Consider the following 22,467-nt stretch of genomic DNA (forward strand, 5'->3'; position numbering starts at 1 on the left):
TGTATGGCACACTAGCACCCTTAGCCAGACCTTTTACCCGCGCCAGGCTTACCGCCTGGCGTTTTCGTTGCCTTTACGGACTCTCTCATGATCTACGCGATTACTGCCCTTTTCGCCTTTCAGTTAATCGGCGAAATTCTGGTGCAGACACTATCTTTGCCGCTGCCAGGGCCTTTGGCAGGCATGCTGCTTCTAGCTGCAGCCTTGCTGATTCGTGGCGGCGTACCGGCCTCGTTGGAGAGCACAGCCAGTGTCATGCTACAGAACCTGATGCTGCTATTTATCCCCGCCGTGACCGGCGTGATGTTGTATTTTGATCGAGTGGCCCAGGAGTGGCAGCCCTTTTTGATCGCCACCTTGGGCGGCACCGTCATCACCATGGTGGTCACAGCCTTGGTGCTCAATCGTCTGCTTAAAAACCACCAGGAAAAAGAGTAATGACGGACGGACTTTTTCAAATCTGGGTCTTTCTGTCCAGTTCGCCCCTGCTGTGGCTGACCTTGACCTGCTCGGTCTACGCAGGCTCGGTCTGGATGTACCGCAAATCAGGCAGTAGCCCGTTCTTGCTGCCGATTCTGGTCTCGGTTCTGGTGATTGTGTCCCTGCTCTTGCTGACCCGCACGCCCTACCCCGTCTATTTTGAAGGGGCCAAGTTCATTCACTTTCTGATTGGCCCTGCCACGGTTGCCCTGGCTGTGCCGCTCTACAACCAGCTGCGTCAGTTGCGCAAGATCTGGAAGCCGCTAACCATTGCCCTGCTGATTGGCTCGGTGACCGCTATTTTCAGTACGGTGCTGATTGCCTGGGCCTTGGGTGGCTCGTTTGAAACCATCATGTCGGTGGCACCGCGCTCGGCCACCATGCCAATTGCCATGGCTTTGGCAGAACAATTTGACGGGCAACCTTCCTTGGCGGCTGTCGCTGTTGCCATTACTGGGATCGCGGGCACCATTATGGCGCGCCCGCTGCTGAACGTGCTGCGAATTGATCGCCCCGAAGCCCGTGGCTTTGCTGTGGGCGTGACGGCACACGCCATCGGCACCGCCCGCGCCTTGCAGGTTCATGAAACGATTGGGGCGTTCTCTGCCATTGGCCTGAGTCTGAACGGGATCATGACCGCCGTGTTGGTGCCCTTTGTTCCTATTATCTTGCGCTGGTTAGGTGTGGCCTGAGCCAGGCGGGACAGCCTGGCTCTAGCGCCACTCGTCTCGATAGACGAAACGGGGCATCTGCCAATTGCGGTGCAAAGCCAGCATACGGAAACCCAGACCGATAATCATGGGGCCCAACAGGGTGACATACGGGTTCCAATCCAGATGCTGGGCACCCAAATACAAAGCGCCAGTCAGCATGGATACACTGGCATACATCTCCTTGCGTAGCAGCAAGGGGATGTCATTGCACAAGATGTCACGCAAGACACCACCTGCACAACCGGTAATCATGCCGCTGAGCAGCACCACCGTAATCGGCAGCTTCATCTCCAGCGCAATCTGGCAGCCAATCACGGTAAAGACCACCAGCCCCATGGCGTCGAGCAGCAGGAACAGGCTGTGTAAGCGCCGCATGATAGGGGCGATCAAAGCCGTAAGGATAGCCGCACCTGCCGTAATCCACAGATATTCAGGATGCTGCACCCAGGTCAGCGGGTAATGCCCCAACAGCACGTCCCGCACCGAGCCGCCACCCAAAGCGGTGACACAAGCGATGGTGCACACACCCACCCAATCCATGTCGCGACGGCCTGCGGCCAGCGCCGCAGTCATGGCTTCGGCGGTGATGGCAATAATGTAGAGAACAAGTAAGAGCATGATATTTTTTAAGCATCAAGCTGTTGAAGAAGCCCCCGATAGCAACGCAGCATCAGCAAGCCAGGCACAGCAATAAAGACGGTACAAATAAAAAAGCCCGGCCAGCCCAGGGATTCGACCAGTACAGGTGTCAAAGGCCCAGCCAGATACGTACGCCCCACTGCCGACAAGGCCGACAGAAGTGCAAATTGAGTGGCGGAATAAGTCCGATTGCACAGGGCCATCAGCAAAGCGACAAAGGCTGCTGTGCCTAGACCGCCGCACAGATTTTCCAGACCGACCACCATGCCCATCAGCCACATGGATGGCGCGGTTTCAATCGCAATCCACCAATAACCCAGGTTGGAGACAGCCTGCAACACACCAAAGATCATCAAGGCCCGGTACAGACCCAGACGAGCCATGATTGCCCCGCCCATCAAGGCCCCAACCACCGTCGCCGCCAGACCAAACACCTTGTTGATCGTGCCAACCTCGGACAGCGTAAAACCGGCCGCACGAATCAAAAAGGTGGTGGACAAGGCACCGGCAAAGGCATCGCCCAGCTTGTAGAGCACAATCAGCGCCAGAATACTCCAGGCACCAGGGCGCGAGAAAAAATCTGCCAACGGTGCCACGACCGCCTCAGACAAGCTACGGGGCGGACGGCTCTGTTCCTGTGGTTCTGGTGAAATCAAGGTCACCAGCGCACACAGTGCCATGAAACCACCCATCAGAAAATAGGTATTGGACCAGCCCAACCAGCGATCCGCCAGAATCAAGGCCAGACCACCGGAGACGATCATGGCGATGCGGTAACCCATGACCTTGACCGCCGCCCCCGCCGCCCGCTCCTGCGCTTGCAGCACATCGGTGCAATAGGCATCGAACGCAATGTCCTGCGTCGCTGACAAAAAGGCCACCCATACGGCCAGCAAGGCCAACGCAGTCAGGTTTACGGAAGGAGAAAACAAACCCATGGCCGCAATCGAGGCGGCCAGCAGCAATTGGGTCAACAATATCCAGCCACGCCTGCGCCCCATGAACGGTGGTGCATAGCGGTCAATCAGGGGGGCCCACAGAAACTTCAGCGTATAGGCCGAGCCGACCAGCGTCAGAAAACCGATCTCGGTCAGCGAAACATTTTCAACCGTCGCCCAGGCCTGCAAGGTGCCTGAAACCAGGGCCAGAGGCAGGCCGCTGGCAAACCCCAGAATCAGCAAAGGCAAGACTCGGGGACTGGTATAGACACGTGACACGTCAGGCCTTATTAGCGCTAAGCAGCAAGAAAGTGGGGAGACTCGAAACGATACATGGCCAAAGTACTGCGCCAGCCCGGCAAAAAGCGCACCGTGTCGCGACCATTGAATGCGGCACGATCAAGAATACGTACCCCCACCGCCTGGGCCAGATCTTGAAAGTCTTTCATGGTGCACAAATGGATGTTGGGCGTGTTGTACCACTGGTAAGGCATTTCGCCGGTGACCGGCATGCGTCCGCGCAAAATGCTCCAGCCATGCGGCCAATAACCGAAGTTAGGAAACGAGACGATACCATACCGCGCCACCCGCGCCATCTCGCGCAGGATGTGCTCGGTATGGTGCATGGACTGTAAGGTTTTGGACAGCACAACGGTGTCAAACTGCTGATCGCTAAATAGCGCCAGACCCTCTTCCAAGTCCTGCTGAATGACATTGACGCCACGACGCACCGAAGCGATCACGAACTGGTCGTTCAGCTCTACGCCTGTGCCAACGACCTGGCGCGTATCGCGCAGATGCGCCAGCAAAGTGCCATCGTTACAGCCCAGATCCAGCACACGCGAGCCTGGCTCAATCCACTGCGCAATGCGCAGCAAATCCGGTCTTAACATGACATCATCCACCTGTGTTTGCGGCTTAGTCATTCTGCCAGCACCCCTGTCGTGCGCGTGCGCGCAGGCAAGCCCAAATTAGCGGCGATCTGGTCATAGTATCCCTGCACAACGGCATGATAACGAGGGTCTTCCAGCAAAAAAGCGTCGTGCCCGTGCGGGGCATCGATTTCAGCATACGTTACCTGGCGCTGATTGCGCAGCAGGGCCTGCACGATTTCGCGCGAGCACTCGGGCGAGAAACGCCAGTCCGTGGTGAAGGACACCAGCAAGAACTTGGCCAACACATGTTCCAGTGCCTTGACCAGGTCCCCCTGAGACTGGCGCGAAGGATCAAAGTAATCCAGCGCACGGGTGATAATCAGGTAGGTATTGGCGTCAAAGTAACGCGAGAACTTCTCGCCTTGATAGCGCAAATAGGATTCGACCTCGAATTCCACGCCGTAGTTGTAGTGGTATTCGCCGCCTTGGGCCGGCGCACGCTGATTGCGGCCAAATTTTTCGGCCATCACGGTGTCAGACAAATAGGTGATATGACCCACCATGCGGGCAACACCCAGACCCGCTTTAGGCACCACACCATGCTCGTAGTAATTACCACCGTGAAACTGCGGGTCGGACAAAATGGCGCTGCGGGCCACTTCGTTAAAGGCAATGTTCTGGGCCGACAGGCGCGAGGTGCTGGCAATAACCACACAGTTCTCCACACGCTCGGGACAACTGATGGCCCAGCTCAGGGCCTGCATGCCACCCAATGAGCCCCCCATGACGGCAGCAAACTTGCGGATGCCAAAGTAGTCGGCCAAGCGGGCCTGGGCACGAACCCAGTCTTCTACCGTCAGAACGGGAAACTCAGAGCCCCAAGGTTTGCCAGTAGCAGGATTGATGCTGGACGGGCCGGTCGAGCCAAAGCAGGAGCCGATATTGTTGACGCCGATGACAAAGAAACGATCGGTATCCACTGCTTTGCCGGGGCCGACCATATTGTCCCACCAGCCTATGCTTTTGGGATCGTCGTCGTAATACCCGGCCACGTGGTGCGAGGCATTGAGTGCATGGCACACCAATACCGCATTGCTGCGTTCATCGTTAAGGGTGCCGTAGGTTTCGACTGCCAGCTCGTAGCTGGGCAGCACTTGCCCGCTGCGCAGATGCAGGGGTTCATCAAAGGCGATGAGTTCGGCTTGTACGGGGCCCACCGAACCTTCGGGGATCAAACCGCAGGATGGGCTAAGGGCGCCAGTGTCGGCGCTAGGGACGGAATCAGTGGCCATCAGGACCTCTTTAGCTGGATTTATGGAGCGCCCGCAAGCGGATCAGGCAAATCGGCGCAAAACGTATAAGATAAAATTCTAGCATCGCTGCGGCGCGGCGTCCAAATCGACCAGCCGGGATCGATTCAGAACTCTGGGCAACGGTAGCGTCAGAGAAAAGACAATGCTTTGATTTACATCATTATTTTCATGCACATTTGTCTGCCAGCTAAGCTAAATTTGAGTACATTGGCCCGACGTTTACCACGAATGCATGAGGAATGGCTTTACCGTGACGCATTTAACTTCACGCGAACAGTCCTGCCTGAACTGGGCTGCCCATGGCAAGACCAGCTGGGAAATCAGCATCATCTTGGGCATTACTGAGCGCACGATCAACTTTCACTTCCAGAACGCCTACGCCAAGCTTGGGGTCTACAGCCGCCAAGCGGCCATTACCCTGGCCTTGCAACAGCGCCTGATCAGCGGCGATCCAGCTAGCGAGCTAAGCCGTCAAAGAAAACCTTTGCCTGAGCCGCATCCGGAGCCTTACCGGAATCCGTCATAACAAAGCCCTGCACTATCCAGCCTGGCTCCATACGGATCATGGCCTCCAGCCGCAAGGCGACGCCCCCCACATCGCGCGTCATGAAAAACACCTGGCCTGGTGGTGGCAGTTGTATCTGGCTTTTCTCGCTGACCTGCCCATCCGGTATGAATTTTCCGCGCAAAGAGTCATGCAGCGCCTCGTACAAGCGTTGGCGGGCGGTATCGTCCTGTTGCAGCTCCTTGGGCAAAATCACATGACCCACTGTGTAGCTTTGTCCACCCGCCGTGGCGGTAGTCAGGTAAAAATCCAGTTGATACTGCTCGAAATCCAGCAATCGGTGGCTGGTGGTGGGCTTACCGGGCAACATGGCCGACAGGCCAGTGTGTTCAAGCTGAACCTTGCGCCAGTTAAACTCCGGACTGCAGGCGGCCAAAGTCAAGAAGGCCGCCAGTATCGCAATAATGCGCCTGATCATCATGGTGCTAATCCCGTATCCCGTTTCATGCTTTTCATCGGCTGGCTGAACAGCCGCCTTATACTCGCCCTGCCCGATACGCCTTTTGGCGCAACTTAACAAAGCAAGTGTGGTCGGACTACTATTTATAGACGGGGCCAGGCCCCTTTGAACAGTCCCGTATCTTGCACCCGATTTCGAAAGTGGGAAACACCACCATGAACACCAGCCACGAACGCCGCCTTGCCTTGCAACAGAATCCCGAGATTTTGCAGGGAATCTTGCGCGGCATCGAAAAAGAAGGACTGCGCGTCGATGCGCTGGGCCAATTGGCAGCGACCCCCCACCCCAAAGCCATTGGGTCTGCCCTGACCAACGGTCACATCACAACCGACTACGCCGAGGCCCTGCTGGAGCTGATTACCGAGCCGCAAGCCCGAGTCGAGGACGTGCTCCAGGAACTGACTGACATTCACACGTTTGTGGCTGGCAAGCTGGATCAGGAAATGATCTGGAACCAGTCCATGCCTGCGCTGCTGCCCGCCGAAAAGGATATTGCCATTGCCTGGTACGGCACGTCCAACACGGGCATGCTCAAGCATGTGTACCGCCGTGGTCTGGCCGAGCGCTACGGCAAGCCCATGCAATGTATCGCCGGGGTGCATTACAACTTCTCCCTGCCTGATGACATCTGGCCCTTGTTAAATGTCTGTGGCGACAATTTGCAAGATCAACGCTCCAATGGGTATCTGGCGCTGATCCGCAACTTCACGCGCTACTCCTGGCTACTGATGTACTTGTTTGGCGCCTCACCCGTACTGGATGCGAACTTCCTGCAAGGACGCAGCAACAATCTGGACAAGATCGACGACGACACACTGACCATGCCCTGGGCGACCAGCCTGCGCATGAGCGATCTGGGCTATCACAACAAGGAAGCCCAGGCCGAACTCCAGCTTTGCTATAACGACCTGGACACCTTTGTGATGCGCATGTATCACGCTGCCGTCACCCCTTGGCCGGATTACGAAAAGCTGGGCATCCACCGCGATGGCGAGTGGATTCAGCTCAACACCCATATTCTGCAGATTGAAAACGAGTACTACTCCAGCATTCGCCCCAAGCGCACGACCCAGCGCAGCGAGCGCCCGGCGACCGCCCTGGCCCAACGCGGTGTGGAATATATTGAAGTACGCTGCCTGGATATCGACCCGGAATCGCCTACCGGTATTTCCGAGCAAACCTGCCGCTTCCTGGATACCTTCCTGCTGTTCTGTACCGTACAAGACAGTCCCTTCTTCCCGGACGGCGGTTACTGCCAGGACAGCAAGAACAACTTTGCAACTGTCGTGCGCGAAGGCCGTCGCCCCGGCCTGATGCTGACCAATCAGCAAAAGGAAAGCGTCAGCCTGCAAGACTGGGGCCACGAGATTCTGGAATCTCTGCTGCCCTACGCACAAATGCTGGATCAGGCCCTGAATACCCAAGGTCACACCGAAGCGGTACAAGCCCAAATTCGCAAACTGGAAGACCCAACACTAACGCCTTCGGCCCAGGTACTGAGCCGTTTGCGTGACACAGGCCTGAGCTTTCACGACTACGCATTACGACGCAGCCGCGAGCATCACGAAACCTTGCTGGCCCACCCTTTGTCTGCCGCCAAGCAAGCCGCCTTCGAGCAACAGGCTAAAGAGTCTGTGCAAGCCCAGATTGATATCGAAGCGCAAGATCAGGAGTCTTTTGAGGACTACGTCCATCGCTACGAACGCAACCTGATTCCTCCTGCAGTGGAAAACAGTTAAACCCCATCGTGATGCAATGCCGCCCGCAAGGGCGGTTTTTTTTTGCCGCCGGGCCGCCCCACGGCTCGGCGGCACCCCCCCTCGGTCGGCAACAAGCCGAAGGCGCCGCGTGGGGGCTTTTCTTGACCGTCTCCTGCACACGAATGGGAGACCGGGTCCACATTGAGCCACACACCCGGCAAGCTCTCTTTTCCCCTTCCCTCAAAAAGTTTTTCCCTCTATTTTGAAAAACTATTGTTATGTTATAACATCCGAAAATTAACAAACCGGAAGATGAGATGCGTTTCCAACCCCGTCCCTTGCCACTTGCTCTGGCGCTGCTTTTGTGTGCCTCTGCCCAAGCCAATGAACTTGAAGAACCTGTCCCTGAGCTGGCCCCTATCCGAATTTCCGCCAGCCCCCTGGCCTTGCGACAAACCGAGCTGGCCACCGCCAGCACGGTCCTGCAAGGCCCCAAACTGGATTTGCGCCGCAGCAGCACCTTGGGTGAACTGCTGGACGGTGAGGTCGGCATTCATGTAGACAGCTTCGGTAGCGGTGCCAGCCGCCCCGTCATTCGTGGTCAGACCGCGCCCCGCGTCAAAGTCCTGAGCGATGGCGCAGAGGTCATGGACGCATCGGCCATCTCGCCCGACCACACCATCACGGTCGACACCTGGCAGGCAGACCGCATTGAGGTGCTACGCGGCCCATCAGCCCTGCTGTACGGCGGTGGTGCCATTGGCGGTGTCGTCAACGTATTGGACCGCAAAATCCCCACGGCCATCCCCGAAAAGGGGTTTGAAGGTTCGGTGCGCGCTCAGGGTTCCACCGCTGACCGTGGCAGGATCGGCGCAGTGGAAATGACAGCAGGCGAAGGCAATATCGCCTTGCACGTCGAAGGTGCCTCACACCGCAGCCGCGACTATCGTGTCCCCAACTGGACCGACAGCCGTGTCAAGGACTCGGACTCCAGCACAGATACTGGCAGCATCGGCCTGTCCTTTATTGGCGACCGTGGCTACATAGGCGCGGCGTACTCTTACCGCGAGGGCAGCTACGGCTTGCCCGGTCACAGCCATGAATATGAGGACTGCCACCCACACGGTGCCACCCTGCATTGTGGCGGCCATGGTCATGACCACGGCCATGATCACGATCACGGACACGGACAGGGACACGGACACGGACACGATCATGACCATGATCATTCAGCCACGGCTCACCTGCGCACCGAGCGTTTTGATATACGCGGCGAACTGCGTGATCCTTTACCCGGCTTCAAGCGTGCTCGCCTGCGCGCCGGGGCCACCGACTATCAGCACGTCGAAAAAGATGGGGATATAGCGGGCACCCGCTTTACCAATCGCGGCTACGACACCCGCCTGGAGCTGGAACACAATCCTTGGGGCCCCTTTGAAGGCGTTATCGGCCTGCAAACCAGCCAGTCTGATTTTGCTTCCCGCGACGGCACGGAAAACTTCATCCCGCCCACCCGGACTCGCAGCCAGGGCTTGTTCCTCCTGGAAAGCGTGAACTGGGACGATTGGCGCCTGGAGCTGGGCGCGCGCCAGGAGTGGCAAACCGTCTCTCCTGACTCGCAAAAGCTGGAACGCCGCAAAGGCACGGCTACCTCCTTCTCCCTAGGTACCGTCTGGGACTTTGCCCCTGAATACGCCGCCAGCCTGTCCATCTCCCGCTCGCAACGTCTGCCCACTGCTCAGGAACTGTTCGCCAAAGGCGTACACTTTGCCACGCTCAGCTATGAGCGCGGTGATCCGAACCTGGATCGTGAGACCAGCCATACGGTTGATCTGGGCCTGCAAAAACACCTGGGCGATCTGCGCTTTGATCTGCGTACCTTCTACACCCGCAGCTCAAACTACATTTATGGCCGCAGCCTGGACCGTCACGAAGACTTCCAGCTCATTCAATACAGCCAGGACAAGGCCCAGTTCTGGGGCCTGGAAGCAGAAGCCTCCTACCCTGTCACTTCCTGGGCCTCGGTCAGCGTGTATGGCGATCTGGTACGCGGTAAACTTCAAGATCCCGGCCGCAACCTGCCACGTATGCCTGCCGCCCGCCTGGGTATTCGTACAGATGTGAACTGGCAGAACTGGTCCGGTTTTGTGGGTTACACCCATACCTTCGCCCAAAACCGCGTCGCTGAACATGAAGAAGGCTCGCCCTCCTACGGTTTGCTCAGCATGGGTTTAAGCTACCGCCTGCATATGGATCAGAACACCTACACCCTGTACCTGAGAGGAAATAACTTGCTGAACAAGTTGGCCTACCGCCATACCTCCTTTATTGCCCGTCAGGCCCCCTTGATGGGACGCAACATTCTGGCTGGGATACAGGTGGAATTTTGAGCAAGACCGCCCTACACACCGGTAGCCGTCTCTACCAGATCGTGGCCGACATGCAGGGCGACCGTCCCTGGGGCAACTTTCTGGATGCAGGCACCGGCAAAGGGTCACTGCGCTGGTTACTAACGCTGGAGACAGAACGCTGGACGGCCATTACGGCCTCCCCCGGCATGGCCGAACAAGTCACCCGCGAGCTGGGGGAGCAAAAGCGCCCCGAAGACCGCCTGCTGGTGGGCAATTGGAGCGACCCGGAATTTCTGCAAGGTGAGCGTTTTGATACGGTCCTGGCCGACTACTTGCTGGGTGCTATCGATGGTTTTGCGCCTTACACCCAGGACCAGTTATTCAGCCGCTTGCGACCGCTGACCGGCCAGCGTCTCTACATTATTGGTCTGGAGCCCTACGTGCCCTATAGCAGCGCGGACCCGGCGGGCAAACTGATTGTGGAAATAGGCCGCTTGCGCGATGCCTGCTTGCTGCTGGCCGGCGAGCGCCCGTATCGCGAGTACCCGATGGACTGGGTACTGCGTCATTTGCGGCAATCCGGCTACCGTTGTGTGGATGCACAACGCTTTGGCATTCGTTACGGCGACAGCTTTATCCACGGTCAACTGGATATGTGTGACGGGCGTTTGCGCCGTCTGAAAGACCGCAACTTGGCCATGGCTTTGTCCGAGCATGTTCAAGCCTTGCGCAAGCAAGCTCTGGCCTTAAACCAGACCTTGGGAGGTCTGCGTCATGGTCATGACTATGTGATTTGTGCCGAAGCTATTTAAAACCAGAAAGCGACACAGGAAAAAGATAAAGGGGCTGACAAGGCCCCTTTATCTTTTTCAATACACCACTGCTCCACACCGTGTCGCAGCAAGGCCCCCGAAGCACCGCCTGGTTCCGTATTTTTATCAGGCACTGCCCTGCTTGTTTCAGACATCATCCCTAGCTGGTTGACCTGAGAACACCTTGCCCCGCCTCCAGGCAAAGGCTGAACACAAACATACAAATGAATATTACCCGTTTTGCCCTAGGTCAAATGATCGAGATCAATAGTTAGCCGACTTCATCCGGATCTTTCTTGGAACCGTATTTTGGCAAACAGCAGACACAAAAAAAGCAGCCACAGCTGCTTGCATTACGACGCGTTATAACTGGAAATTCACACCAGACCTTGAAGAACGGCCTTAAAGGGCCGTATAAACAAGGAAATCTGGCGCGTCCGACAGGAATCGAACCTGTATCGAGGGCTTCGGAAACCCTAATTCTATCCATTGAACTACGGACGCCAAGCTCACTATTGTAGCGCGAGTTTGGAGTTTTTTTCAGCATCTATTGGGCAATTATGAGTGTGCCAAATCAAGAGTCAGATACAAGAGCGATACACTCCGCTATAATCCATGGTTGCGCGATCCGGGTCGGTGGCTTGGTAGACACGTCCTTGCGCACACCCATTAGGTAGGCGCAAGCCTTTATTGGTGGCCGTCAAAGGCCCTCCCGTCATTTCTTGTACGAACTCGCAGGATCCGATAATGAGCAACACGGAACAAAAACCCGAAGAACACAACGAGGGTCACTCAGCCATGATCAAAACCCCTAAACAATTGCTTGTGACCGTGGCTCTGGCTTTCTTGGTGCCCATCGCGATTATTGTCATGCTGGTCAGCCTGGTTACCTCCACCATGGGTGCAGGTGCTGGCTCCGCCGCCCTTTCCCCTGAAGCTATTGCAGCCCGCATTCAGCCTGTTGCCGGTTTCAAACTGGTTGACGCCAATGCCGTCAAAGAGCTGAAGACGGGTCAGCAAGTATACGAAACCACCTGTACCGCCTGTCACGGCACCGGTGTGGCCGGTGCGCCCAAGTTTGGCGATCAAGCAGCCTGGGGCGAGCTACTCAAACTGGGCCAGGACGAGCTGATCAAGAACGCCATTCACGGCATTCGAGGCATGCCAGCCAAGGGCGGCAACCCGTCACTGGACGATATCGAAGTGGCCCGTGCCGTTGTTTACATGGCCAACGCAGCTGGCGCTGACTTCAAAGAGCCCGAAGCGCCTGCCCCGGAAGGTGAGCAAGCCGACGCCAAACCTGAAGCCGCTGCTGCTGCAGATACCCAACCCGCCGAGGCCCCTGCCACGGATGCCCCTGCCGCAACACAAACGGCTGCCGCTGACGACAGCAAAGTCGACCCGGCAGGTATCAAACTGTACGACACCATTTGCTTTGCCTGTCATGCTGCCGGTGTCGCCGGTGCACCCAAGTTTGGTGATCAAGCTGCCTGGAAGCCCTATATCGAATCCGGTATGGATACCATGCTTCAGAAAGCGATCCACGGTGTCGGCGCCATGCCTCCACGCGGCGGTTCGCAAGCCTCTGACGACGAACTTCGCGCTGCTATCCAACACATGGTTAACGCCGCCAAGTAAGCATTGCATCAAGGCTCTGTCCTGGCACAGGGCCTGCAAATACAAAAAGCCCGATGAATACTCATCGGGCTTTTTCTTTGCCTGAACCTGTCGACAAAGAAGCGATACAGAAACAGCCCCTTCCGCCAATAAAAAAGCCTGGGTCCGGTGTCATCCCGAACTCAGGCTTACTCATCGCCTTGTTGACGGCTCTGCCTCTAGAACGCTTTATAAAGCCCCATAAAGCGTCCAGAAAAGCAATCTGAGACGCCTTACTGCGCCTTGCACTGCGCCAAGGCTGTCAAGGACATACCCAGTTGGACACGGCGTTGCAGCCAAGGACTGGCGCGGTAGCGCATGTCGCCTGTCACGGCCTGCAAGGTATTGAGCACATCCAGCAAATCACGCGAACCAACGGCATCGCCCATGGACAGCGGACCATTGTGCGGGTAACCCAGACCCAGGCGCACGGCAGCGTCGATATCCGACGGTGTCGCAATCTGCTGCTGAGCGATATCGCTGGCGATGTTCACGATGGTGGCCACCAAACGCTGGGCCACAAAACCGGCGGAGTCCTCGATCACGCTGACAGCCGTACCATCGCTGGCCAACATGGCCCAGGCTTGATCGCGCCATTCTGGTGTGGTCGCCGCCGAGCACATCAGCACACGGCGACGGCCTTTTTCCAGACCAAACAAGGTATCCAGCGCCACGGTGCGTGCAGGGTCCAGGCCGTGCAGGGACACCAAAGTTGCCACGTCTTCACCGTAAGGCGTCAATAGAATCAGAGCATCAGCAGGTGGCTGATCGCCTTCCACCACGTTCACACCCAGCTCACTTAGCAATTGCAAAGCGCGAGCCTGGCCTTGCTCGTGGTAAGGCGAGACCCACACGGGCGCAAAGGAGACCACAGCAGGAACGACAGGCTCTTGAGGAACCTGCTTCTTACCATCTTCATACTTATAAAAGCCTTCACCATTCTTGCGACCAAACAGCTTGCCCGCGTGACGCACTGCCGTGATGGGCGAAGGACGGAAGCGAGGCTCATCATAGAACTGGCGGTAAATGGACTCCATCACCGGGTGAGACACATCCAGCGCGGTCAGATCCAGCAGCTCAAAGGGGCCCATGCGGAAACCAGCTTGTTCGCGCATGATGGCGTCGATCTGGTAGAAAGGTGCCACACATTCCTGTGCGATTTTCAGACCCTCGATATTCATGCCACGACCGGCGTGATTCACGATAAAACCGGGCATGTCCTTGGCGCGCACAGGCGTGTGGCCCATATCACGCGACACTTGCATCAGGGCATCCCCCACTTCGGGCGATGTGCGCAAGCCATCAATAACCTCAACCACTTTCATCAGGGGCACGGGGTTGAAGAAGTGATAGCCAGCCACGCGTTCAGGGTGGCGGCAGGCTTGGGCAATGGCGGTAATGGACAGCGAGGACGTATTGGAGGCCAACACGCAATCGGCCGACACGATCTCTTCCAACTGCTGCAGCAAGCCTTGCTTGACGTCCAGACGTTCCACAATGGCTTCCACGACCAGATCAGCAGGGGCCAAGGCTTGCAGATCGCTGGCGGTCTGCAAGCATGCTTTGGCCGCATCCACCTGTTCAGCCGTCATGCGGCCTTTTTCCTGCAAACGGCTCCAGACGGCGTGTACATCCGTCAAGGCCGCCTTGACCGAGTCTGCATTCAGGTCATAGAGCAAGACCTGCTTGCCAGCCTGGGCGGCAATCTGGGCAATGCCCCGCCCCATAGCGCCTGCGCCAACAATAGCGATGGTTTGTATCTGTTTCATGATTCACAACCTGATCGAAAAGCAATAAAAATTAAGCCTGTTCCACGGAGCCGGACACCAGGGCCTCTACCTTGTCGGGCGACAGCTCCAGCACTCGCGCCAGGACCTCGCGGGTGTGCTCTCCCAGACGCGGGGGCGCACTGCGATACTGCACCGGCGTGGCCGACAAACGTAAAGGACTGGCTACCGAAGGTACGCTCCCCCCCTGCCCGGTCGGCAAGTGCAGTCGCAAGCCGCGCGCCAGCACCTGTGGGTCCTGATAAACCTGTTCCATCGTATTGATGGGGCCGGCGGGTATACCCACGGCTTCCAGCGCCTGCAACCAGCTATCGCGGGTCCGGCTCTGCATGACCTGCGCCAGCATGGGCACCAGCTCGTCCCGGTGCATGACACGTCCGGCATTGCGCGCAAAACGGGGGTCATCCGCCCACTCGGGATGGCCCAGCTCCTGCGCAAAACTGCGAAACTGGGCATCGTTGCCCACCGCCACAATCAAATGCCCGTCACTGGCCTCAAAGACCTGATAGGGCACCAGATTTTGATGCGCATTACCGGGCCGCTGCGGAGCCTGCCCGGTGCACAAATAATTCATGTTCTGGTTAGCCATCATGGCCACCTGACAATCCAGCAGAGCAATATCCAGATGCTGCCCCAGACCACTGCGATGGCGCTCCACCACCGCGGCCAGTACAGCCACCGTGGCGTACATGCCTGTCATGACATCGGCCACGGCCACACCCGCTTTTTGCGGTTCGCCACCGGGCTCACCTGTCAGGGACATCAAGCCCCCAAGCCCCTGGATCATGAAGTCATATCCTGGCCGACTTGCATAGGGGCCCGTCTGGCCAAATCCGGTAATCGAACAGTAAATCAGGGCTGGGTTGATGGCTTGCAGACTTTCATAGTCCAGCCCGTACTTTTTCAAGCCACCGACCTTGAAATTTTCCACCAGAATATCGCAGCGCCTGACCAGTTGCCGCACCACTTCTGCGCCTTGTGCAGTGCCTATATCCAGGGTGATGGACTCTTTATTACGGTTGGCAGCCCCAAAATAGGCCGCATCTTCCGTGTCCGCTCTGTGACCATCCTGTAGATACGGTGGCCCCCAACCACGGGTATCGTCTCCGGCCCCGGGGCGTTCCACCTTGATGACCTCCGCCCCCAAATCAGCCAGGTTTTGGGTACACCAGGGTCCTGCCAGCACGCGCGTCAAGTCCAGAACACGTAATCCCGCCAAGGGTGCTTTTCGTTCAGTCGTGGTCATAGCAAACAAAAATCCTTCAAGTCGCGTATTGTGCACTACGTCTTCTTAGTCCGGCCTATGGACAGAAAAAGTGCTCAAACCATGGTCATTTTCGGGCCCGGAGGAATTTGTGCAACGCACCAGGCCGGGCGACGATAAACCGTCCTAGAATAGGTGACGATAGATTATCAGCGGCAGATCTTCCTTGCAGGACCCCACCCCTTCAAGAGGCGGGGCACATCTTTCGATAATAGGAGACCGACCTTATGCCATCGGCATTAACGCAGCAGCTTTATCAATCTATGACCCTGCCTGTGATGGCAGCACCCATGTTCATTGTCTCGAACCCGGCCCTGGTGATTGCGCAATGCGCCAGCGGCATTATCGGTTCTGTCCCCGCCTTGAACGCCCGCCCCCAGGAAAAGCTCAAGGACTGGCTGGACCAGATCGACGACACCCTGGCCGAACTGCGCGAACGCCATCCCGAGCGCCGTATTGCCCCCTACGCCATCAATCACATCATTCATCAGTCCAACGACCGCCTGGAACAGGACCTGCGGGTGTGCGCTGACCACAAGGTGCCGCTGGTGATTACCAGCCTGCGCGCCCCACAGGATATTGTGCCGCATGTGCACGCCTGGGGCGGCAAGGTTTTCCACGATGTCACCACCTTGCGTCACGCCGAAAAAGCCCTGGAAGCCGGTGTCGACGGCCTGATCGTGGTGGCTGCGGGTGCCGGCGGCCATGCCGGTACCTTGAGCCCCTTTGTGCTGGTCAACGAAATCCGTCAGATTTTTGATGGTCCAATTGCCCTGTCGGGTGCCATGAGCCGTGGCCGCGACATTCTGGCCGCCCAGGCCATGGGGGCCGACATGGCCTACATTGGCACGCGCTTCATTGCCAGTACCGAAGCCAATGCCTCGGACGATTACAAGAACATGATCGTCAAGGGCCGTGCTGCCGATATTGTCTACACCCCATTGTTTACCGGTATCCCCGGCAATTATCTGAAGGACAGTATCCGCGCTGCTGGTCTGGACCCGGACAAGCTCGATAGCGAGAAAGCGGCCGACACCGCCTTTGGCTCTGGTCTGAGCAAGGCTTGGCGCGATATCTGGGGCGCTGGCCAAGGCATTGGTGGCATTGATTCCATAGAGCCAACTGCCGACATCGTTGCTCGATTGCATCGCGAATACCAGGAAGCCAAAGCAGCGCTGCTGGCCTCCCCTTTTGCCTGAACGAGGAGCCTCCCATGATACGGACTCATGACGCAGGTCATTGGCTGGAAGTCATTCTGGATCGGCCGGAACGACGCAATGCCTTGACCAGCCCCATGTACGAAGAGCTGGCCGACATCATCGACCAGGCCGATCAGAACCAGAAATATCGTGCCCTGATTCTGACCGGCGCGGGCGAGCATTTCTGTGCCGGCAACGATATCTCCGAGCTGTCCAATGTGCGCAACAACGACATGCCCCCGCCGATCAAGTTCCTGCGCAGTCTGGTCAAAGCCGACATCCCCTTGATCGTGGCGGTAGAAGGCCATGCAGTCGGTATTGGCGTGACCTTACTGCTGCATGCGGACTTTGTGTATGCGGCCCGTGACGCGCGTTTACGCATGCCCTTCACGGCACTGGGCCTGTGCCCGGAAGGTGCCTCCAGCCATCTGCTGGCCCAGTATGTGGGGCCACGCCGTGCCAACGAATGGCTGCTGCTCTCGCAGGCGTTCAGTGCCGAGCAAGCCATGCAGGACGGCCTGCTCACCGAACTGACCGACCACGGCAATAGTCTGGAAGCGGCCCGTGCCTGCGCTCATGCGCTGTCCGAGCAGCCTCCCATTGCCTTGCGTACCAGCAAGCGTTTGCTCCGTGAACCCCAGCGCGAGGTTTTGCTGGAAGTCCTGGAGCGCGAACGCAAACTGTTTTCCAAACTGCTGGAAGGCGACGAAGCCCTGCAAATTCTGGGACAAATGAGCCAGAACCGCAGCGACAAATAGCCGCTCTAGTGGCCTGATTTCTACGCAAACCTACATGTGCAGCGATCTTGCCACACTGCACCCGGTTCAGACGGGTTATAAGGGGCCTGTGAGAGCAGGTCCCTAATTTTTTTTTGCCGTATTCGCAAAAAATTCTTGCGTATAAAAAAAAAATCGCTGTATTTTATTTTTTGCGCTGCAACAAATGCACCGCTTTAACACGTTCTTTGCGGATACGCCCATGACACACTCCTGTCCCCCCCAAGCGCAAGGCTTGTACCTTCCCGCTAATGAACACGACGCCTGCGGCGTCGGATTTATCGCACACATCAAAGGCCAGGCGAGCCACGCCATCATTACCCAAGGCCTCAAAATTCTGGAAAACCTCGATCACCGCGGCGCTGTAGGCGCAGACCCCTTGATGGGTGACGGTGCGGGCATTCTGATCCAGATCCCCGACCAGCTTTACCGCGAAGAAATGGCCGCCCAGGGCGTGACCCTGCCTCCCCCCGGCGAGTACGGCGTGGCCATGGTGTTTCTGCCCAAGGAAACAGCTTCCCGCCTGGCCTGTGAACAGGAGCTGGAGCGTGCCGTACGAGCCGAAGGCCAGCACATGCTGGGCTGGCGCGATGTGCCCGTAGACAGCACCATGCCCATGTCCCCCACCGTCAAGGCCAACGAGCCGGTCATTCGCCAGTTGTTCATTGGTCGTGGCCCGGATGTGATGGTGCCCGACGCGCTGGAACGCAAGCTGTACGTGATCCGCAAGACCGCCAGCCACGCTATCTACCGCATGGATCTGGCCCACGGACAGGAATACTTTGTGACTTCGGCCTCCGTGCGGACCATCGTCTACAAAGGTCTGCTACTGGCGGACCAGGTAGGCCGCTACTACCGCGATCTGGCCGACCCGCGTGCCTGTTCCGCCCTGGCCCTGGTGCACCAGCGCTTTTCCACCAACACCTTCCCCGCCTGGCCTCTGGCCCACCCTTACCGTCTGATCGCCCACAACGGCGAGATCAACACCGTACAGGGGAACTTCAACTGGCTGCGCGCCCGTGAAGGTGCCATGGAATCGGCCGTGCTGGGCTCGGATCTGCAAAAACTCTACCCTATCGTGTACGAAGGCCAGTCCGATACGGCCACCTTCGACAACTGTCTGGAATTGCTGGTGATGGCCGGCTACTCCCTGCCTCACGCCATGATGATCATGATGCCCGAGGCCTGGGAACAGCACGCCGAGATGGACGAGAGCCGTCGCGCCTTCTACGAGTACTACGCAGCCCAGATGGAACCCTGGGATGGCCCGGCTGCCATCGCCTTTACCGATGGCATTCAAATCGGTGCTCTGCTGGACCGTAACGGCCTGCGTCCAGCCCGCTATGTCATCACGGACGACGATATGATTGTGCTGGCCTCCGAGGCCGGTACGCTTCCTATTCCCGAGCACCGCATTGTCAAGAAATGGCGTCTGCAGCCCGGCAAGATGCTGCTGATCGACCTGGAGCAAGGCCGCATCATTGACGATGCCGAGATCAAGTCCCAACTGGCCAATACCCACCCTTACAAGCAGTGGATTGAACGCCTGCGCTTGCGCCTGGACTCCCTGCCCAGCGTGCCAGGCGTACGCCCCCAATTGGCGACCCGTGACCTGCTGGATCAGCAACAAGCCTTTGGCTGGACTCAGGAAGACATCAAAGTCGTGCTGCAGCCCATGGCCAGCAAGGGTGAAGAGGCAACCGGCTCCATGGGCAACGATGCGCCTTTGGCCGTGCTGTCCGACAAATCCAAGCCCTTCTACAACTACTTTCGCCAGCTGTTTGCCCAGGTCACCAACCCGCCGATCGACCCGATTCGCGAGCAGATGGTGATGTCGCTGGTGTCCTTTATTGGCCCCAAACCCAATTTGCTGGACATCAACAACGTCAACCCACCGCTGCGTCTGGAAGTGTCCCAGCCTGTGTTAAGCCCGGCTGACATGAGCCAGATCCGCCGCATTGATGCCGCCAGCAATGACAAGTTCCGCAGCCAGGAACTGGACATCGTCTACCCCAGCGCCTGGGGACCGGAAGGCATTGAGGCCAGCGTGGCCGCCCTGTGCGCCCGTGCGGCGGATGCCGTACGAGATGGCTACAACATCCTGATCCTGACCGATCGCCGTTGCGATGCCGAGCATGTGGCCATTCCCGCCCTGCTGGCGACCTCGGCCATTCACCAACATCTGATCCGCAATGGTCTGCGTACCCGCACTGGTCTGGTCGTGGAAACCGGCTCGGCCCGCGAAGTGCATCACTTTGCGCTGCTGGGTGCATACGGTGCCGAAGCCATGCACCCCTGGCTGGCTTTTGAGAGCCTGCAACACCTGGCCCAGGACCCCATCAACCAGATTGATGCATCCCTAGCCGAGAGCCACTACATCAAGGCCATCAACAAGGGCTTGTACAAGGTCATGTCCAAAATGGGCATCTCCACCTACATGTCCTACACCGGCGCACAGATTTTCGAGACCATCGGCCTGTCACGCTCGCTGGTGGACAAGTACTTTGTGGGCACCGCCTGTCCGGTGGAAGGGATTGATATCTTCACCGTGGCCGAAGAGGCACTGCGCCAGCATCGCGCCGCCTACAGCAAAGATCCCGTTCTGGAGAACCATCTGGAAGCTGGTGGCGAATACGCAGTGCGTGTGCGTGGCGAAGACCATATGTGGACAGCCGACTCCATTGCCAAGCTGCAACACGCCACCCGTAGCCAAAACTACAGCACCTACAAGGAATACGCTCAGCTCATCAACGAGCAAAGCCGCCGTCACATGACCCTGCGTGGCTTGTTCGAGCTGCGTCTGGACCCGGCCCAGGCCATCCCCCTGGACGAAGTGGAACCCGCCAGCGAAATCGTCAAACGCTTTGCAACGGGCGCCATGTCACTGGGTTCGATTTCGACTGAGGCCCATGCCGTACTGGCCGTGGCCATGAACCGGATTGGCGGCAAGTCCAATACCGGCGAAGGCGGCGAGGACGAGTTGCGCTATCAGCATGAAATGAAGCACGGTAAAAGCGCCATCCGCAAGGGTGACACCTTGGCCAGCGTCCTGGGCCAGGATCGCGTGTTTGCCAACATCGACCTGCAAGAGAATGACTCGCTGCGCTCCCGTATCAAGCAGGTTGCGTCCGGCCGCTTTGGCGTGTCGGCCCAATACCTGTGCAGTGCTGATCAAATCCAGATCAAAATGGCACAAGGAGCCAAGCCCGGCGAAGGCGGCCAGTTGCCCGGCCACAAAGTGTCCGAGTACATCGCCAAGCTGCGTTACTCCGTGCCCGGTGTGGGCCTGATTTCGCCCCCACCCCACCACGACATTTACTCCATCGAAGATTTGGCCCAGTTGATTCACGACCTGAAGAACGTGAACCCGCAGGCGGATATCTCCGTCAAGCTGGTGTCCAAAGTCGGTGTGGGCACCGTGGCTGCCGGTGTGGCCAAAGCCAAGGCCGATCACATTGTGATTGCTGGTCACGACGGCGGCACCGGTGCCTCGCCCCTGTCCTCCATCAAGCATGCCGGCACCCCATGGGAACTGGGCCTGGCTGAAACCCAGCAGACCCTGTTGCTGAACCGCTTGCGCAGCCGCATCCGCGTACAGGCCGACGGCCAGATGAAAACCGGCCGCGATGTTGTGATCGGTGCCTTGCTGGGCGCAGATGAGTTTGGCTTTGCTACCGCCCCGCTGGTCGTGGAAGGCTGCATCATGATGCGCAAATGCCATCTGAACACCTGTCCCGTTGGCGTTGCCACCCAGGATCCCGTGCTGCGCCGCAAGTTCAAGGGCAAGCCCGAGCACGTAGTGAACTACTTCTTCTTCGTTGCCGAAGAGGTGCGTGAGCTGATGGCCAAGCTGGGCGTGCGTCATTTTGACGATCTGATCGGTCGCAGCGACTGGCTGGATATGCGCAGTGGCATTGAGCACTGGAAAGCCCAGGGTCTGGATTTTTCACGCCTGCTGCACAAAGTTGATAACGACGAGTCGCCACGTCAGATCGCTACCCAGGATCATGACCTGGATCACACACTGGATCGTCAACTGATCGAGCGCAGCGCCGTCACTCTGAACCAAGGCACCCCGCTGTCTTTCATTACCCCCGTACGCAATCGAAACCGCAGCATCGGCGCCATGCTCTCGGGCGTATTCACCAAAAAATACGGTCATCAAGGTCTGCCTGACGACAGCCTGCACATTCAATGCAAAGGCACGGCAGGCCAAAGCTTTGGCGCTTTCCTGGCTCAGGGCATCACCCTGGACCTAGTGGGCGAAGCCAATGATTACGTGGGTAAAGGTTTGTCCGGTGGCCGCATTATCGTGCGCTCACCCAACGACTTCCGTGGCTACGGCCCGGACCACATCATCGTGGGCAATACCGTACTTTATGGTGCCTTGGCAGGTTCCGCCTATTTCAACGGCGTGGCCGGTGAACGTTTTGCCGTACGGAACTCCGGAGCCAGTGCAGTCGTGGAAGGCGTAGGCGACCACGGTTGCGAATACATGACCGGCGGCACCGTCGTGGTGCTGGGTGAAATTGGCCGCAACTTTGCCGCTGGCATGTCCGGTGGCGTGGCCTATGTGTGGGATCCCCAACGTCGCCTGCAACTGCGCTGCAACCCTGGCATGGTGGATCTGGAGCCTGTACTGAGCAAGGCCGAGCAAGAGATGAACAGCAGCATGGCGCAATGGCACAGCCGTACTGCCGGAGGCGAACGCCAGACCGACGAAGCCATCTTGCACACCCTGGTTCAGGAGCACTTCAAGGCCACGGGCAGCTTCCAGGCCCGCGAGCTCCTGAAAGACTGGGACAGCGCCCGCGCGCAATTCGTCAAAGTCATTCCACGCGAGTACCGCCGTGCACTGAGCGAATTGTGGCAAGGTCCACAGGCAGGCAAGGCCGCACCCAAAAGCAGTAAAACCCGCCGTTCGGCTTCGGCCTGAACC

Annotated in this window: 17 protein-coding genes, 1 tRNA gene and 1 riboswitch; of the genes, 10 read left to right on the top strand and 8 right to left on the bottom strand. The window is 58.0% G+C overall.

Annotated features, from left to right (window positions below; all coding sequences use genetic code 11):
• The first annotated feature begins 87 nt into the window (after window positions 1–87).
• Complete coding sequence (locus CA948_RS13095) at window positions 88–438, top strand: CidA/LrgA family protein (protein ID WP_108728227.1); 351 nt, start codon at window positions 88–90, stop codon at window positions 436–438.
• Window positions 438–1,172 (top strand): LrgB family protein, encoded by a 735-nt coding sequence (locus tag CA948_RS13100; RefSeq protein ID WP_108728228.1) that lies wholly within the window; start codon window positions 438–440, stop codon window positions 1,170–1,172. Before CA948_RS13095 ends, CA948_RS13100 begins: the two co-directional genes overlap by 1 nt.
• A gap of 21 nt (window positions 1,173–1,193) precedes the next feature.
• Here the strand turns inward: CA948_RS13100 and CA948_RS13105 are convergent, their stop codons facing one another.
• The 4 genes from CA948_RS13105 to metX form a co-directional block, all read right to left on the bottom strand.
• Window positions 1,194–1,811 carry a trimeric intracellular cation channel family protein gene (locus tag CA948_RS13105; protein ID WP_094195444.1) on the bottom strand — a complete coding sequence of 206 codons (618 nt, stop codon included), beginning with the start codon at window positions 1,809–1,811 and terminating at the stop codon, window positions 1,194–1,196.
• A gap of 8 nt (window positions 1,812–1,819) precedes the next feature.
• Window positions 1,820–3,049 (bottom strand): muropeptide transporter, encoded by a 1,230-nt coding sequence (locus CA948_RS13110; RefSeq protein ID WP_108728229.1) that lies wholly within the window; start codon window positions 3,047–3,049, stop codon window positions 1,820–1,822.
• A gap of 17 nt (window positions 3,050–3,066) precedes the next feature.
• Window positions 3,067–3,696, bottom strand: a complete 630-nt coding sequence (gene metW, locus CA948_RS13115) for a methionine biosynthesis protein MetW (protein ID WP_094195442.1) — start codon at window positions 3,694–3,696, stop codon at window positions 3,067–3,069.
• Window positions 3,693–4,937, bottom strand: coding sequence for a homoserine O-succinyltransferase MetX (gene metX / locus CA948_RS13120; protein ID WP_108728230.1), 1,245 nt, complete (start codon window positions 4,935–4,937; stop codon window positions 3,693–3,695). The genes metW and metX overlap by 4 nt, the downstream gene beginning before the upstream one ends.
• Window positions 4,927–5,005, bottom strand: a riboswitch (SAM riboswitch). Its footprint overlaps the gene before it by 11 nt.
• 203 nt (window positions 5,006–5,208) lie before the next feature.
• On the opposite strand from metX, the gene CA948_RS17865 reads away from it, so the two are divergent.
• Window positions 5,209–5,484 (top strand): response regulator transcription factor, encoded by a 276-nt coding sequence (locus tag CA948_RS17865; protein WP_108728768.1) that lies wholly within the window; start codon window positions 5,209–5,211, stop codon window positions 5,482–5,484.
• On the opposite strand, the gene CA948_RS13130 is transcribed toward CA948_RS17865, so the two are convergent.
• On the bottom strand, window positions 5,414–5,944 hold the full coding sequence (locus tag CA948_RS13130) for a hypothetical protein (protein ID WP_094195440.1): 531 nt from the start codon (window positions 5,942–5,944) through the stop codon (window positions 5,414–5,416). The genes CA948_RS17865 and CA948_RS13130 overlap by 71 nt on opposite strands.
• 194 nt (window positions 5,945–6,138) lie before the next feature.
• On the opposite strand from CA948_RS13130, the gene gshA reads away from it, so the two are divergent.
• From gshA to CA948_RS13145, 3 genes are all read left to right on the top strand, one after another.
• Window positions 6,139–7,722 carry a glutamate--cysteine ligase gene (gene gshA, locus CA948_RS13135; RefSeq protein ID WP_108728231.1) on the top strand — a complete coding sequence of 528 codons (1,584 nt, stop codon included), beginning with the start codon at window positions 6,139–6,141 and terminating at the stop codon, window positions 7,720–7,722.
• A gap of 278 nt (window positions 7,723–8,000) precedes the next feature.
• Window positions 8,001–10,073: a TonB-dependent receptor domain-containing protein gene (locus CA948_RS13140; RefSeq protein WP_108728232.1), complete on the top strand. Its 2,073-nt coding sequence runs from the start codon at window positions 8,001–8,003 to the stop codon at window positions 10,071–10,073.
• Window positions 10,070–10,846, top strand: coding sequence for a class I SAM-dependent methyltransferase (locus CA948_RS13145; protein WP_108728233.1), 777 nt, complete (start codon window positions 10,070–10,072; stop codon window positions 10,844–10,846). Before CA948_RS13140 ends, CA948_RS13145 begins: the two co-directional genes overlap by 4 nt.
• A 429-nt stretch (window positions 10,847–11,275) precedes the next feature.
• On the opposite strand, the gene CA948_RS13150 is transcribed toward CA948_RS13145, so the two are convergent.
• A tRNA-Arg gene (locus tag CA948_RS13150) sits at window positions 11,276–11,350 on the bottom strand.
• Between the two features lie 243 nt (window positions 11,351–11,593).
• Between CA948_RS13150 and CA948_RS13155 the strand changes: the two genes are divergently transcribed.
• Window positions 11,594–12,484, top strand: coding sequence for a c-type cytochrome (locus CA948_RS13155; RefSeq protein WP_108728234.1), 891 nt, complete (start codon window positions 11,594–11,596; stop codon window positions 12,482–12,484).
• A gap of 251 nt (window positions 12,485–12,735) precedes the next feature.
• Here the strand turns inward: CA948_RS13155 and CA948_RS13160 are convergent, their stop codons facing one another.
• Together CA948_RS13160 and CA948_RS13165 are read right to left on the bottom strand one after the other, a co-directional pair.
• Window positions 12,736–14,271, bottom strand: coding sequence for a 3-hydroxyacyl-CoA dehydrogenase (locus CA948_RS13160; protein ID WP_108728235.1), 1,536 nt, complete (start codon window positions 14,269–14,271; stop codon window positions 12,736–12,738).
• 31 nt (window positions 14,272–14,302) lie between these two features.
• Window positions 14,303–15,535 (bottom strand): CaiB/BaiF CoA transferase family protein, encoded by a 1,233-nt coding sequence (locus tag CA948_RS13165; protein WP_108728236.1) that lies wholly within the window; start codon window positions 15,533–15,535, stop codon window positions 14,303–14,305.
• A 245-nt stretch (window positions 15,536–15,780) separates the two neighbouring features.
• Here CA948_RS13165 and CA948_RS13170 point away from each other — a divergent pair, with 245 nt between their 5' ends.
• The 3 genes from CA948_RS13170 (at window position 15,781) to CA948_RS13180 (ending at window position 22,464) form a co-directional block, all read left to right on the top strand.
• Window positions 15,781–16,752, top strand: a complete 972-nt coding sequence (locus CA948_RS13170; protein ID WP_108728237.1) for an NAD(P)H-dependent flavin oxidoreductase — start codon at window positions 15,781–15,783, stop codon at window positions 16,750–16,752.
• Between the two features lie 14 nt (window positions 16,753–16,766).
• Entirely contained in the window at window positions 16,767–17,510 is a 744-nt protein-coding gene (locus CA948_RS13175; protein ID WP_108728238.1) for an enoyl-CoA hydratase/isomerase family protein, read from the top strand.
• Window positions 17,511–17,730: 220 nt separating this feature from the next.
• On the top strand, window positions 17,731–22,464 hold the full coding sequence (locus CA948_RS13180; RefSeq protein WP_108728769.1) for a glutamate synthase-related protein: 4,734 nt from the start codon (window positions 17,731–17,733) through the stop codon (window positions 22,462–22,464).
• Window positions 22,465–22,467: the final 3 nt, after the last annotated feature.

The sequence above is a fragment of the Alcaligenes aquatilis genome (genome assembly GCF_003076515.1).
In the GTDB taxonomy this organism is placed as follows: Bacteria; Pseudomonadota; Gammaproteobacteria; order Burkholderiales; family Burkholderiaceae_B; genus Alcaligenes; species Alcaligenes aquatilis.